Here is a 15,058-nt window from a genome sequence, read left to right as displayed (position 1 = left end):
AAGATAAAGGCATTAGAATGAAGAAAAATAACATGATATTTTCTGTGCTTTTTGAAAAAAATTACGCTGCTATTATGAAAAAAGTAATTTTGTCATTTATCATATTACACAGTTTCATCTCATTTGCGGATGAAGATGATATTCAATTCAACATTAATATTTTGAATGCCGAAGATAGAGAAAACATCAACTTAGCGGTATTCTCTCGTGATTTATATATTGTTCCTGGCGTTTATCCGTTAAAAATTTATATCAATAACACACACTTGCCCGAAGAAAAAATCCATATTGTAAGCTTAGATGGTGAAAAATCAGAAGCTTGCTTAACCCCTGATATTGTTGAAAAATTCAACCTCAATAAATCAGCATTAAGTTCATTGGAATGGCAAAAAGTCGATGAGCTAACCTGCTTATCCATAGCGAGCTTATCGGGAATGACTGCAAAACCTGAGCTATCAAATAACTCATTAACAATCAATATTCCCAAAATGTACCAAGAGTATTCAACATTTGATTGGGAGCCTGCCTCACGCTGGGAAGATGGTATCACTGGCGTTATTTCGGATTACAGCTTGACATCGCAATATAATCATAGCCTTGGCAACAACTATACAAACGATGCAATATATCTTTCAGGGTTAGGTGTTATTGGCGCTAATTTAAATAGTTGGCGAATTCGTGGGCACTGGCAAGGAACCTATAACCATATTCAAACCAATAAAGCTGATGATTTAAAAGAGCTAAAGTGGAATAATATTTATGCATACCGTGCAGTAAGAGGCTTAAAAGCAAAACTAATTGTTGGTGAAGATTATTTACAGTCCGATTTGTTTGATAGCTTTAAATATACAGGTATAGCTCTGCGATCTGATGACAATATGCTTCCACCCAATCTACGCTCTTATGCTCCAGAAGTCACTGGCTTTGCAGAAACAAATGCGATTGTTAAAATCAGCCAAGATGGGCGCATTATTTATGAAAGTCTAGTACCCGCAGGGCCATTTAGAATTCAAAGCCTGAATAGTGGTATTTCAGGAACCTTACAAGTAGTAGTTGAAGAAAGTGATGGGCGCATCTCGGAATTCGAAGTTGAAGCGACAAATGTCCCCTTTTTGTCTCGCCCCGGAACGATTCGTTATAAAATAAGTACAGGTAGACCAACAGATTTAAGGCACCATGTTGATGGCGACCTATTTGCGCAGAGTGAAATATCTTTGGGGGTAAATAATGGTTGGTCTCTTTTTGGGGGAGCAATAAATAGTCATGACTACAATGCTTTTTCTATTGGTATTGGTCGCGACTTATCTCAATTTGGTGCAGTATCAACCTCTTTAACTCAATCTATTTCATCAATAAATTCTGAATCAACACATAAAGGGAAATCGATTAAAATCGATTATTATAAAAGCATTCAAGAACAAAATAGCCAGTTGATGTTATCGACACAGAGAGTCATTGACCGTGAGTTTATGACCATGGCAGACTTCATTAATTATAATAATGACCACGAATTTATTTACACTGGCTTTAATAAAAACTTGTATACCGCTTCAATGAGTAAAAATTTTACTGATTGGCGTTCATCGATGAATTTAAGCTATAACCACCAGACTTATTGGAATAGGCCAAATAGTCATCGATATAACCTAACATTTTCAAAGTACTCAGATACCGATATGTTTAGTAATGTCGGCCTATCCATTAATATTTTTAGCAGTAAAATGCAGAGTTACCGTGATAACGGTGCATACATGAGTATTTCAGTTCCTTTCTCCAGTGGAACAAACATTAACTACTCAACGTATAACGGAAAGAATGACAATACAAATAAACTGACCGCAAATACCCGAATTGATACAAAAAATAACGCTTCTCTCAGTGTCGGTAACAACAGGCATAGTGCTTTACTTAGTGGATATTATTCCCATAAAGGGAACAATACTGATTTTAATTCAAGTTTTAACTATATTAGTAATAGTTCAATAAATGTTTCATCGACATTGCAAGGTGGAATGACATTAACAAGTTATGGATCTGGTTTCCACCCTATCACTGCATTAGGCGGAACCCGTATTATTGTTGATACAAACGGTGTTAAAGACGTTCCTATTAAATATAATGGTAGCCATATACGTTCCAATTATTTTGGCACAGCAATTGTGCCTGATTTAAATAGCTACTATAAAAGTAACTTAGTTATCGATATTAACCAACTCCCTAAGAATGTTGAAGTTGCTGAATCAGTAACACAATCGACGTTAACAGAGGGTGCAATTGGTTACCGCAACTTTGATGTCATATATGGTTTAAAATTAATGACGGTAGTACGACTAAAAGATGGTAGCTATCCACCTTTTGCCTCAGATATTAAGAATAAAGATGGAAAGGTTACTGGTATTATTGGTGACCAAGGTGAGGCATATATTGGAGGGATCCGTGCTGGAGAGACAATGAATGTTTCATGGCAAGGTTCTGAGTGTGTAATTCAATTTCCAGAAAATATTGAAGAACACAATGTTTATGACAAATTATTATTATCCTGTAATTAATAAAAACTCATTGAAGGTAATCAATCATGATGAAAAAAATATCCGTTTTTTTATTAAGTAGTTTAATGGCAGCTCAGGCGTATTCAGCTATTTCAATGGACAGAACCAGAATTATTTTTGATGGAAATAATAACTCAGTGTCATTAACTGTAAGTAACAAAAACCCTCAGTTACCTTATTTAGCCCAAGGGTGGCTACAGGATGCTAAAGGTGACAAACTCACATCTTACTTCACTATATTACCACCCATCCAACGTATAAACGCAGGACAAACAAGTCAACTACGTATTGAATCTTTACCTGATATAGGCAAATTACCTCAGGATAGAGAAAGTTTATTTTTCTTTAATTTACGAGAAATTCCACCAACAAGTAAAAAAAGTAATGTATTACAAATTGCACTTCAAACACGAGTCAAATTATTTTATCGCCCTGCTTCACTAGTCATGGATTCAACCGAAATGAGAAATTCTCCATGGCAAAACAAGCTTATCTTGATTAAAAAAAGTGATGGTGTTTATGCAAAAAACCCAACACCCTACTTTATTATTTTAAATAGCATTAAAAAGAGCCAATCGGCAGAAAAATTAGCGGGTTTTACAGTAACCGATGTCGAACCTTTTGCAGAGAAAAAATTATCAATTAGTGCCGAACAACTCGGAACAGCCCCTATTATTAATTATATCAACGACTATGGTGGCCAAGTCTATTTACCCTATAACTGTTCAGCAACCCAATGCCAAACACAACAAATAAAGTAATACTCTTTACAAAAGATGGGTAACATAATGTTTAAAATATCAAAGTTTCTATGCTTCAGTTTATTGTTATTTATATCGCTCTATGCATGGGCTGATGGCAAATTTGTAACAGTAAAAGTGAATGTGTTATCCGGTGGTTGTGTTTTAAACGATAATGAAGCAATTTTTGTGGATTTTGGTGATGATATTGTCATATCTCAAATAGATTCTGGGAAGTACATAGAAGTCATTGATTATGACTTATATTGCGATTCTAATTTTGATGAACTATATCTTATTTTTGATGGTGTTCAAGGTGAAACAGCAAACAGCCTTGATGTCGCAGATACACCTGGGCTTAATATCAAATTATTTATTGATAATAAACCTATGGTGATAGGAAGTCGTTATTACATAGATAATGACTCAAACTTACCTGCCTTAACTGCTGAATTAGCTTTAGCAAATGGAATTCGACCTGTTGGTGGCGAGTTTTCTACGGCCGCGACACTTACTGTGGGATACCACTAGGATATTTATTATGAGAACAAGACACTTTTTATTACCGTTATTTATCATCGTAATAAATACGGCATCGGCAGTACCCGTTAATTTTAGTGGGCGTTTAATTGAGGGCGTGCCTTGTGTTATCAACAATAACCGCCCTATTGATATTGATTTTGGGGATGACTTAGTTGTAGCTCTCGTGCCCACAAAAGATGGGAAAACCTACATTCAAGACATTGATTTTGAATGGGAATGCAATGGAATTTCGTCTGGAACTGATGTCATTTTTAGCTTTGATGGGGCGCCCTCTGATTTTGACAAAGACCTATTAGCAATTAATGAGCAAGATGATATCGCATTACAACTTTATCAAGGTTCTAATTCATTAAAGATAAATTCAGATTTTTCATATACTTATCATTCAGATCACGATACGCCAGACCTAAAAGCCAGCTTAGTGAAGAGCAGTTCAAGCTCAGCACGTGTACACGCAGGAGCATTTACTGCAAATGCCACACTAACGGTAGCATACCAATGAAAAAACAAGTATTTACCCTACTGTGTTTTTTAACGGCAAATATCGTATCAGCCGACCAAGTTAATTTTTCAGGTGTACTGAGGAATGCCATACCCTGCAATATTAATAGTGACTCCGATTTAGTTGTACCTTTTAATGAAATCAGTGATAAAGATCTCTACAAAAAAAAAGATGTCATGCAACCATTTGATATCACTCTCTCTGACTGTGAATATTTACCTGACTTCTCCTACTCGATGGCTTTCACTGGAATCGAAAACTCTAATATCAAAGGTGCTGTAGCAATTGATAGCGATAACGGAAGTGCAGGCTATGGCATCAAATTAATGAATGAGCATGGTGAAGTACAATTAAATGAACATTATCCATTACAAATAGATACTAAAAATGGTTTTCCCACCATCATTGCCTTTAAAGCCTATATTTTAGCTGAAGAGGACGCTATTAATAATAAAAGTATTCAGCTTGGTGACTTCACAGCTACAACAACTTTTAATATTTATTATGAATAACACATTTTATAAGAATATTATGAAAAAATTTATTTTTGCTATTTTACTGCTTGTTTCACCTTTAAAAGGTGCTCATGCCGAATTTGCTGCTCAAGGTGAGTTCGTTGCTGATTATGGTGCATGGATCGAAGCTAGGTATATTCTACGTGGTGATCTAGAACATGATAATCGTCCAATGGCCATGCAGGCTTCTGGTTCCTGCCCTTGTGACATTGAACTCGGTTCATGGGGAACCTATGCTGATGGTAGCTATGGTGCAGGAAACTCGCACATTGTCAGTTTTGATACCCATTCCGTTAGATTGACTGAAAGAAATTCCTGGGATGAAAAACCCGTCACCTTTAGCGAGGTTGCCAGAGCGCTAGAAAAAGGCAATTTATTGAATAGAAAAATACAAGGCCGTTGGCAGTTTTACCCAAGAAAGCCAGGAGTAGGCTTCTGTTTTAATTTAGGGATCTTATATCGACAAAAGATGCAAATAGCACAAACAGCGAACAATCCAATTATCTTGTGCTCTCCATTAACTCCAACTAATATTAACTGTAACATTGAAGGGCCTGATTATTTAGATCATGGCACATTATCTAATAGCTCACTAAATGGTAATAAGGTATCTACTGATTTTCGAGTGAGCTGTACAGAAACAACAGATGTAAAAATTACAGCGATAGCTGGGCTTGATGGCGATAATGTTATATTTATTGCCGATGGCCTGGAATCAGAAATTAATATTGATGGTTCTCCTGAAACAACGCTACATGTTGATGCATTTAGCCAAAAACAGTTTCAGGTTTCTAGCCAATTAATTAAAACAAAAGATATTCCACCAAATGAATATTCAGGAATATTCCTTTTATCTGTTGAAATACCATAATCAATAAATGAAGAAAAGCGGCTAACAGAACGTTGCCGCTTGATAATACAGTGAAAAATTTTAATTCTCTATAAGAAAGTCCTTTCTCATCGGGACAAATATATCTAATATTTCCCCGCTCTCTAAACATTCACATTGGTGTTTTTCATTAGATGGAATATAAATAACATCACCACTATTGACTCTATTTTCTATTAAACCAACACGGTAATTAAATGAGCCAGATACGATATAACTCATCTGTTCGTGAGGATGTTCATGTAGTTCACCAACTGTTCCTGTTGTTAGCAATACCTTTGCTATCATCATGTTTTCACTACCAAGAAATATTTTCCGTGATGTTCCAAGCGAAATATTCTTGGCATTTATAGTCTTATCGAAAATAAACATTACTTGAATTCCAACGTTTTTGTTCTGCGGTTATTTATTTTATATTAATGCACTTTTCTTCATTGCTTTCGATGGGAACAATAGGCTTAATATCTCTTAACATAATTAAATAAACCAAAGCTCCGATAGCACAAGCAATCCCAGAAACAATTAAGGCCCATATAAATGATCCCGTAGCTGCAATAATATACCCTGTCACTATTGGGCCTAATATTCCACCGCAATTAGATACGGCACTTTGCATGCCACCTAATACTGAAGTCATATTGCGTGGGGCAACATCTCCTGGTAAAGACCAAATGGCAGATGCGGCAAATGCAAGAGCTGCGTAAGATAAACATAATAATGTCATCATTAGCGTAACTGATTCAACTAAACCTGAAAATGCAATACTCGTGGCAATTAACATTCCCCCTACAATCGGAATTTTACGTGCAAGACTGACATTATTATATTTGATAAATAAATAGTCAGTAACCCAACCGCCCAACCATTGCCCTGCAATACCACATAATGGTGGAAGCATTGCTGCAAAACCCATTTCTTCAAGGCTCATCCCCCGCTCCATCATTAAATAAGCGGGAAACCAAGTAATAAAGAAATAGATAGCATAATCCAACATGAAAAAACCAATACACATTGCTTGAACATTACGATAGCGAATTAATTGGTACCATTTCATTGGTTGGATATTATCGATACCCTCTTTTTTAACTTGTCCTTCTCTAATATAAGCAAGTTCTTCAGCACTAATTTTAGGGTGTTGTTCAGGATCGTGATAAACCTTAAGCCAAGCAAATACCCAAATAATACCGAGGGCTCCACAAATAATAAATGCCGCTTCCCAACCCCATTTAGCAATAATCCACACCACTAATGGCATAGCAAAAGCAGTACCAAATTTTGAGCCACTATCAAATAATGCCGTGATCCTACCGCGTTCTCTATCCGGGAACCATTTTGCTGCAATACCACTATTACACGGATAAGCCCCTGCCTCTCCCATTCCCATTAAAATACGCGTTGAAATAAAACTCAACGGTGTTTTAGCTAATGCTGTTGCTGCGGTAGCTAGTGACCACCATAATACAGACCCTGCCAATGTTCTTCTTTGTCCATATTTATCTGCAATAAAGCCAGCCGGAATTTGGCAAAGAGCATAACTAAGAAAAAAGGCAGACATAATCCACCCCATCATTTCTGGGGATATTTGTAACTCTGCAGAGATCGTTGGTGCTGCTGCTGACATCACCGTTCTATCAAGATAATTAATAACAATTGCGAGTGTCATTAAAATTGCTATCGAAAATCTGACTTTTGTACCTTTATTTTTATATTTCATAGTAACCAGACCTTTATATAAATGGAGGCCAGAAAGATGTTTCTTTCTGGCTAATAACTTTAGTTACTTAAATAAACGTTCAGGATTTATCGTGAATTTAGCGAGTTTCTCGATATCCAATTCAATACCCAGACCTGGTGTATTCGGTATTGTGAGGTACCCTTGTTCATCAACTTTGAAAGGCGTTTTAACGATGCCATCAATATATTGGCTACCACCAATAAATTCGACATAATCCACTTGTGGGAAAGCGGCCGCCATTTGTAAATCAGCAGCAAGCCCCATTGCGGTATTCCAGCCATGGCCAACATATTTCACGCCAAACTCATCCGCTAGCCACGCGATTCGGCGTTGTTCAGAAATTCCGCCTACCTTCGTCACATCCGGCTGAACAATATCAAACGCTCCTTGCGATAACCATGGCAAAAAAGCCTGACGGCGAGTCAATACTTCACCACCAGCAATCGCTACAGGGCTCTCTTTACGCAGTACTTTGAAATCTTCAATATCATCAGGCCGCAAAGCTTCTTCAAACCAACCCACCTGATATTCAGCTAACATATGTGAGGTTTGGATTGCCCATTTTAAGCCATTCGGCCAATATGCATCGCTCGCTCCTGCATCAACAAATAGTTGGGAATCTTGCCCTGCAGCATCCCTTGCAGCTTCGACAATTGCACGGTCTAATTGTTGATCATTACAGCGGCCAAAAGGTCCCCAACCTATTTTAAATGCTTTAAATCCTAATGATTTATATTCTAGGATCACCTTGTGCATAACATCTGGTTTTTCCATCAGCAACGAACAGTAAGGTTGGACTTTTGACCTATAGTTACCACCTAATAGCGTACTCACCGGCAGCCCTGTTGCTTTACCTAAAATATCCCACAGTGCAATGTCGATCCCGCTAATTGTGTGTGTAAGAGTTCCTCCACGACCCATCCAAAAAGTATTCTGTCTTAACTTTTCAGATACTCGCTCTGGTTGTAATGCGCTTTCACCAATACATAAAGAAGCTAGCACTGGGATAGCCGCCTCAACCAAGCGACCATCAGTAAATACACTGCCATAGCCTGTAATACCTGCGTCAGTATGAACCGCAATGATGGCATGAATGGGATCTTCTGGTTTTATTTCATTTGACCAGCCCCCCTTAGGGCTTTCTCCAAATAGTGGAACTGCAACAATCTCAGTAATTTTTATGTCTTCCAATCGTTTATCCATCATTTTTTCCTTCACTTTTCTTTCAATAACGGCTTATCAATTGGGTGCATTAAACTAGATTGTAAGATTGTATACAATATTCAATCGTTCTAATTGTGATCTGAATCGAGTTTGGTCTAAATAACGTATGACTGTTATTTCTATGTTTTTTGTGGTCTATGATTTGATGATGTGATAATTTTATTAGAACAAAATTTGAATATCTAAAATCATTACTATTTGATTAATAAAAATTTTATAGGCATTTACGATGACTGATAGTAAAAAAAACCTTTTTTTAGGTGGGACGGCAAAAAATGATTACTGGCAGCCTATTAAAGCAAGAACACTGACTGACGATGTGGTTGACAGGTTAGTTGAAGCCGCCACACGTGGCTATATTTTGCCTGGTGATCGTATTGTCGAGAAAGAAATTGCGGAAAAAATGAACGTAAGTCGAGTTCCTGTTAGGGAAGCCCTTCGAGTTCTCGAAAGCCAAGGTATTGTTATCAATGAGCCTTTTAAAGGTATTCGTATGGCTCCAGTTTCGGAAGAACGCCTTGATGAGCTTATCGAAGTACGGGTCTTATTAGAATTACATGCTATTAGAAGGTTTATTTCTCAGAAAAAGCATTTAGATAAGCAATGCATTGACGAACTAACCGAATGTATTAACCAAATGACCAAAGCTGCGACACTCGAGGATAACTATCTTTTCTCCCTCAGTGATGTCCATTTTCACCGTACATTGTGTGAACTAAGCGGCAATAAAACATTAACGTCGTTATGGGAAAATGTAGCAAAACAGCTCACTATTATTATTGGCATATCAACATTCACTAAGCCAATGGAAGAAATTACCCAAGAACACCATGTGTTGCTGGATAAAATTTGTACGGGTGATTTACCACTTTTAGAAAAAGAAATTAAAGAGCATATCCGCAATCAAAATAAAAAAGTTAATTTCAATCAGGCCGTCGATAAAAAAAGAGAGCAATAAGGCCAGACACACTGGCCTTTGACGTTATTGCCGTTTAATAATTTTAATTGAGCGGGTTTTTTGGCTATAGCCCAATGTATTGTGCGAACCACCCATTTCGGTATGGTATTTGCCAGTATAATTATCGCCTTCGTAAAAACGTACCATCCAGCCATCAGGGATAGTATAAGAAGCTATTTTATCTGCGAAATGGTGGCGGGAAAGATACGGAATATCATCAAATACTTCAATATAATCGCCCTTTTGCCACGATTTAGCGTAGACAATCAGACTTTCTTCAATATATTGATCACCAAACGATAATTTGCTGGTACTGCATTTTGCATCTTGAGCTTTACAGAAAATACTGCCTTGCCCTTGTCCTAATTCACAACGCCGAGAGGTTTTGTGTCGCGCAGTTTGTTCAGACATTGCAGCTTCTGCATAGAAATTAGAAAAAGGAGATAAAGCGCAAACATGCACAACAACAGAATCATTACGGGATGGTTTCCCATGATAATTGGATTTTGCGACAGTTAAGCTACTGAATAACAATAATAATAACGCAATCTTTTTCATTTTTGAGGTCTTTAAATGATTTGAATGGCATAAAATTACAATTCCTTAATACAAATCACTAGCGGAACACTCTGATTAAAAATTAGCGATACCCTCTTTTGTGATTTTGAGAAGACCAACTGTAACTTGCATCACTAGGAACTAATTTATCTTTTTTCTTTTCTGCGCGTAATTTTTTCGCTTGTTTTTCGACTTCTTGAGATATTTCGGTAATAATTTGTTTTCTTACCTTGCTCTGCTCGGAATTTGTTAATTCACGGCCAAGTTTTTTCCTTTCTTGTGCGAGCCTAGTACGTACTTGGATTTTTTGAGTTTCGGTCATCTCTTGAATCGTTAGCATCTTCATAGTATTACCCCTTACTCACATTAAAATACCTACCAACAATATATCATCATTAAGTAGTAAAATACTAACCATCCTTTTAAACCTAACATTAATGCTAAGCAATGGGATTAAGAGTATAGTAATCCTATTGCAACTTTAAAGAATCTCGCTGTTATTATGGAATTAACCACTTCTTCGCAAAATATTCGCCAAATTTTAATCACTGACACACCACTCATCGATGTCAGAGCGCCTATCGAATTTCAGCAAGGGTCAATGCCTAATGCCATTAACCTGCCTTTGATGAATGATGATGAGCGCGCTGCAGTCGGTACATGCTATAAACAACAAGGTTCAGCGAAAGCCGTTGAACTAGGCCACCAGCTTGTCGGTGGAGACATTAAAATGGCTCGGGTCACTGCGTGGAAAGAGGCCTGTAAAAAAAATACCCATGGCTATATTTGCTGTGCGCGCGGAGGAATGCGGTCACATATCGTGCAATCGTGGTTAAAAGAGGTGGATATTGAATATCCTCTCATCAACGGTGGTTATAAGACATTACGACAAACAGCAATTGATGCTGTCAATGAATTGGTGCAACGCCCTATCATTTTAGTGGGCGGCTGTACAGGTAATGGTAAAACCGCCCTAGTTCATCACTTAGCAAACGGAATTGATTTAGAAGGTCTTGCGCATCATCGGGGTTCTTCGTTTGGCCGTACGTTACAACAGCAGTATTCACAGGCCACTTTTGAAAATTATTTAGCGGTCAGCTTATTGAAAAAAGCTCAACATTGCCAACGCTGGGTACTGGAGGATGAAGGGCGTGCCATTGGGGCAAATAGCCTACCTCTTGAACTACGTACACAAATGGAAAAAGCGCCCATCGCTATTATTGACGACCCTTTTGAACTACGTCTTGAGCGTTTAAAATATGAATACTTTGACCGTATGACTCAAGACTTTTTAGCGGCTTTTGGTTTTGAACGCGGTTGGCAGGAATATAGCGACTACCTGCACCATGGTTTGTCTGCCATTCGTAAACGTTTAGGATCACAACGTACAATCGAATTGACTCATTTACTTGAGCTTGCTTTAGCGGACCAGAAAATAACTGGCGATACCCGAACACATTTTTCGTGGTTAGTCCCATTGTTGAATGAGTATTACGACCCAATGTATCGCTATCAGTTGAGTAAAAAACAGCAGCGCATCGTCTTTCGCGGTAATTATCAAGAAGTTGAACATTGGTTAACCCATCAATAATCAGTCATTTTTCTACTGTGAATAGCTTCATTTTATTGGGTTTGAGGCTATTTTATTGATTAATGGATCTATCATTAATCAATTTAGAACGGTGATTTTTTTATAACCAGTTCGCTGACACCTTGGTAAATCAGCCTTGTTGCCAATGCCCCTAAAATTACCCCAACGCCTTTACCGACAACTTTATGAACCCGTGAATAAGTTCTACGCACAGAAGTTAAAGAAAATGTTTGGCATAAAATAATTCGCCAAATTAATGACGCAATAACAATACCCATCCAAATGACTAACTTGGCCCATAGTGGTGTTGAAGGCGAAATAGTCGTCGAGAAAATACTCATAAAAAATAAAACCGTTTGTGGGTTTGATAAATCAGAAATCAAGCCCCGCCTAAAATAGACACCTGAAGGAAAACGTTCCATGGTATTTTCGGTGGACAGATTGAGTTGCGTTTTATTAGTGAACACACTTACTGCATAATAAAGTAAATATAAGCCACCAAGGATCTTAATGATTGAAAATAATGAGCCGAATTCCGCCATTAATGTGACCAGACCAAATAAGCCGAGCCCTGAATAAATGGCATTGCCTAACACCACGCCATAACCACAAGTTAACCCCGCTTTTTTACCTGAGCTCAATGTGGTTTGTACCACAATAAACAAATTTGCCCCAGGATTAAAAAAGGTCAGTATAAATAAGAAAAGTGTGATGATAATGCTGTGTAATGGGTCCATCATTTTTCTTCAAAAAATTTAAGGTTACCCATTATAGACACGGTATAGAGTGTAATTCTGTTTTGCTATGCACATTTTCTGAGCTTCAATCAGAAAATGTGCCGACCTATGATGACGCTAATGCTTTTTTACGTTGTAACAGCCACTTATCTAACTCATTGGCAAATTGCTGCCTGTCTTTCTGGTTTAAACTTGCGGGCCCTCCCGTTTGGATGCCACTGGCTCTCATCGTATCCATAAAGTCACGAATATTAAGACGCTCACGAATAGTCGCTTCGCTATAACGTTCCCCTCGAGGATTTAATGCATTCGCGCCCTTTTCCATAACCTCTGCGGCTAAAGGGATATCGGCTGTGATCACTAAGTCATCTTTTTGAGCTCGCAATACAATTTCATTATCCGCGACATCAAAGCCCGCGGGCACCTGCAAAGTTTTTAAAAAAGGTGATGGTGGTACCGTTAAACGCTGGTTTGCAACAAATGTTATTTGCACTTTTTCTCTATCTGCCGCACGGTATAAAACTTCTTTAATTACTTTTGGACATGCATCCGCATCAACCCAAATTATCATTATGACTTCCCAAATAGTGATTATATATAATGAAATATGATACCAGATAACAAAATCACAGGCTTAAGAAAATAGATTTTACAGTTTCATCACCATTTCATGCCACGTCATTCCGCCATGGTCAGATTCTGACGGTTTAACATATTGGTAGCCAAAATGCTTATACAGATCGATATGACGTTCTTTGCACATTAGATGAATTGTTTCTTTATTCATTTCTCTCATAGAATTGATAAACACTTTCATCAGTAAAGATGAATACCCTTTACCTTGGTATTTGGGATGTACTACCACTGACATAATGACGACATTTGGAGCTTGTGGGTCATGTCCAATAAGCTCTTTAAATTCTTCATCGGACATCACAACGTCCCATGCACAACCTGAATTAATAAAGCCAATCACTTCCCCTGCTAATTCCATACATAAAAAACCATCTGGATATTGTTGGATCCACGTGGCTATCTTTTCTTTTGTTGCGGCTTCATCCCCTTCATAGGATCCGACTTCAATCGCATAACAACGGTCGACATCATCAAGTGTAGCGGCACGAAAGACAGGAGAATGCATTAGATTACCTCATTACATTATTTTTTATGATTTTATCACTACATGGTTTATTTTTTCGTTGTTTTTAATGGCCATTTTCGCATTCAACTGCTATTTTTTGTTGGGTTTTATCGCGTAAGTAACTCAACCATGTTGAAATTAAAACGAAAATACCACCAGATATCGCAACAGCATAACCGGCATAAGGGCCATAAGTATCCACCATTTTACCCGTTAACATCGCGCCAATAGCAACGCCAATATTTAACCCAGCGAGTAACCAGGTCATTCCTTCTGTCAATTTATTTTGCGGAACAATTTTCTCAACTAATGTCATTGCAATGATCATCGTCGGGGCAAAGAACAACCCGGAAATGAACACCACCACAGATAGAGAATAAACCCCGACGACCCACCACATCGGCACAATAGAAAGAAACGTCATTAAGCCGCTGAGGAATAGTAAGCGAGGCAAAGGCGTGTTAAAGGTTAACCCCCCAAAAACAATCCCCATTGCACATGAACCGACTGCATAGGCCGATAACACTAAACTGGCCATCGCCGGTTGCTGTTGTAATTGAGCCAAAGTAACACTCAAAATATCCACACTGCCGACAATCACACCTAAAGCAATCATCAATGCAATCAATAACTGCAACCCAACCATTGAAATAATTGATTTATTCGGCATTACAAGATGATCAGATGCTACGACTTTGGGTTCAGTACTGCGTTGTGAAATAAACAAAGCCATTCCCACGGTTAATAAAACTGCTGCCACCAGCAAGCCTGCTTGAGGAAATAAAGCGACAGTGATCCCGACAGACAACGGAGGGCCAACAATAAAAGTGGCATCATCAAATACAGTTTCTAATGAATATGCCGTTTGTAATATGGGTTGATTTTTGTACAGCGCAGTCCACCTTGCCCTGACCATCGCCGACATACTGGGCATTGCACCCGTTAGCAATGCACCAATAAATAAACCGATATCCGGTAACGATAACCACGTGGTTATGATGATAATAAACACACCGAGCACACTGATAACAGTCACCACTGGCAAGACGCGAAATTGGCCATATTTATCCACTAAACGGGAAATTTGTGGAGATAGCAGCGCATACGTTAATACAAAAGTTGCAGAAACAAGCCCTGCCAAGGTGTAACTCCCTTTTAGCTGTGCTAACAAGGTAATGATCCCGATCCCCATCATCGGTAACGATAAACGCGCCAGTAACCCTGCTATCACAAAGCGTTGGTTTTCTTTTGCCTGAAATAACTGCTGATAGCGACCTATCATATGAGCTCCAATATGAAATTTAATTATACATACCTTGTGTATGTATAATTATGATATAATCATACACATTGAATGTAAATAATTATACGCCCTG

Annotated in this window: 17 protein-coding genes; 8 read left to right on the top strand and 9 right to left on the bottom strand. The window is 38.0% G+C overall.

Annotation, left to right across the window (positions count from 1 at the left end; genetic code table 11):
* The first annotated feature begins 74 nt into the window (after positions 1-74).
* From CYG50_RS08835 to CYG50_RS08810, 6 genes are read left to right on the top strand one after another with little or no spacing between them, the layout of a single operon-like run.
* Positions 75-2,549, top strand: a complete 2,475-nt coding sequence (locus CYG50_RS08835; RefSeq protein WP_232368171.1) for a fimbria/pilus outer membrane usher protein — start codon at positions 75-77, stop codon at positions 2,547-2,549.
* Between the two features lie 26 nt (positions 2,550-2,575).
* Complete coding sequence (locus CYG50_RS08830; RefSeq protein ID WP_311136308.1) at positions 2,576-3,310, top strand: fimbria/pilus periplasmic chaperone; 735 nt, start codon at positions 2,576-2,578, stop codon at positions 3,308-3,310.
* 27 nt (positions 3,311-3,337) lie between these two features.
* A complete protein-coding gene (locus tag CYG50_RS08825; protein ID WP_102138571.1) occupies positions 3,338-3,820 on the top strand; it encodes a fimbrial protein in 483 nt (160 codons plus the stop codon).
* Between the two features lie 10 nt (positions 3,821-3,830).
* Positions 3,831-4,334, top strand: a complete 504-nt coding sequence (locus CYG50_RS08820) for a fimbrial protein (RefSeq protein ID WP_102138570.1) — start codon at positions 3,831-3,833, stop codon at positions 4,332-4,334.
* The gene (locus tag CYG50_RS08815; protein ID WP_102138569.1) at positions 4,331-4,846 is read left to right on the top strand and encodes a fimbrial protein; all 516 of its coding nucleotides are present in this window, start codon (positions 4,331-4,333) and stop codon (positions 4,844-4,846) included. The genes CYG50_RS08820 and CYG50_RS08815 overlap by 4 nt, the downstream gene beginning before the upstream one ends.
* 19 nt (positions 4,847-4,865) lie before the next feature.
* Positions 4,866-5,720, top strand: a complete 855-nt coding sequence (locus tag CYG50_RS08810) for an MrpH family fimbial adhesin (protein ID WP_102138722.1) — start codon at positions 4,866-4,868, stop codon at positions 5,718-5,720.
* Positions 5,721-5,780: 60 nt separating this feature from the next.
* Here CYG50_RS08810 and CYG50_RS08805 read toward each other — a convergent pair whose 3' ends face one another.
* From CYG50_RS08805 to CYG50_RS08795, 3 genes are all read right to left on the bottom strand, one after another.
* Positions 5,781-6,110, bottom strand: coding sequence for a cupin domain-containing protein (locus CYG50_RS08805; RefSeq protein ID WP_102138568.1), 330 nt, complete (start codon positions 6,108-6,110; stop codon positions 5,781-5,783).
* Positions 6,111-6,144: 34 nt separating this feature from the next.
* Positions 6,145-7,452, bottom strand: coding sequence for an MFS transporter (locus CYG50_RS08800; protein WP_102138567.1), 1,308 nt, complete (start codon positions 7,450-7,452; stop codon positions 6,145-6,147).
* Positions 7,453-7,515: 63 nt separating this feature from the next.
* Complete coding sequence (locus CYG50_RS08795; protein WP_102138566.1) at positions 7,516-8,676, bottom strand: mandelate racemase/muconate lactonizing enzyme family protein; 1,161 nt, start codon at positions 8,674-8,676, stop codon at positions 7,516-7,518.
* Between the two features lie 250 nt (positions 8,677-8,926).
* On the opposite strand from CYG50_RS08795, the gene CYG50_RS08790 reads away from it, so the two are divergent.
* Positions 8,927-9,655, top strand: coding sequence for a GntR family transcriptional regulator (locus CYG50_RS08790; protein WP_102138565.1), 729 nt, complete (start codon positions 8,927-8,929; stop codon positions 9,653-9,655).
* Positions 9,656-9,679: 24 nt separating this feature from the next.
* Here CYG50_RS08790 and CYG50_RS08785 read toward each other — a convergent pair whose 3' ends face one another.
* Together CYG50_RS08785 and CYG50_RS08780 are read right to left on the bottom strand one after the other, a co-directional pair.
* Complete coding sequence (locus tag CYG50_RS08785) at positions 9,680-10,213, bottom strand: beta/gamma crystallin family protein (RefSeq protein ID WP_102138564.1); 534 nt, start codon at positions 10,211-10,213, stop codon at positions 9,680-9,682.
* An 82-nt stretch (positions 10,214-10,295) separates the two neighbouring features.
* Positions 10,296-10,559 (bottom strand): YjbD family protein, encoded by a 264-nt coding sequence (locus CYG50_RS08780; protein ID WP_102138563.1) that lies wholly within the window; start codon positions 10,557-10,559, stop codon positions 10,296-10,298.
* A 156-nt stretch (positions 10,560-10,715) separates the two neighbouring features.
* On the opposite strand from CYG50_RS08780, the gene mnmH reads away from it, so the two are divergent.
* Complete coding sequence (mnmH, locus tag CYG50_RS08775; protein WP_102138562.1) at positions 10,716-11,804, top strand: tRNA 2-selenouridine(34) synthase MnmH; 1,089 nt, start codon at positions 10,716-10,718, stop codon at positions 11,802-11,804.
* Positions 11,805-11,887: 83 nt separating this feature from the next.
* Here mnmH and CYG50_RS08770 read toward each other — a convergent pair whose 3' ends face one another.
* From CYG50_RS08770 to CYG50_RS08755, 4 genes are all read right to left on the bottom strand, one after another.
* On the bottom strand, positions 11,888-12,541 hold the full coding sequence (locus CYG50_RS08770) for a LysE family transporter (protein WP_102138561.1): 654 nt from the start codon (positions 12,539-12,541) through the stop codon (positions 11,888-11,890).
* A 106-nt stretch (positions 12,542-12,647) separates the two neighbouring features.
* Positions 12,648-13,112: a YaiI/YqxD family protein gene (locus CYG50_RS08765; protein WP_102138560.1), complete on the bottom strand. Its 465-nt coding sequence runs from the start codon at positions 13,110-13,112 to the stop codon at positions 12,648-12,650.
* Positions 13,113-13,190: 78 nt separating this feature from the next.
* Complete coding sequence (locus CYG50_RS08760; protein ID WP_102138559.1) at positions 13,191-13,682, bottom strand: GNAT family N-acetyltransferase; 492 nt, start codon at positions 13,680-13,682, stop codon at positions 13,191-13,193.
* Positions 13,683-13,746: 64 nt separating this feature from the next.
* Complete coding sequence (locus CYG50_RS08755) at positions 13,747-14,964, bottom strand: MFS transporter (protein ID WP_102138558.1); 1,218 nt, start codon at positions 14,962-14,964, stop codon at positions 13,747-13,749.
* Between the last annotated feature and the right edge of the window lie 94 nt (positions 14,965-15,058).

This window comes from Providencia huaxiensis (genome assembly GCF_002843235.3).
Lineage (GTDB): Bacteria > Pseudomonadota > Gammaproteobacteria > Enterobacterales > Enterobacteriaceae > Providencia > Providencia huaxiensis.
The sequence above is the reverse complement of the archived record's forward strand: the minus strand, read 5'-3'. Positions and strand labels throughout refer to the sequence as shown.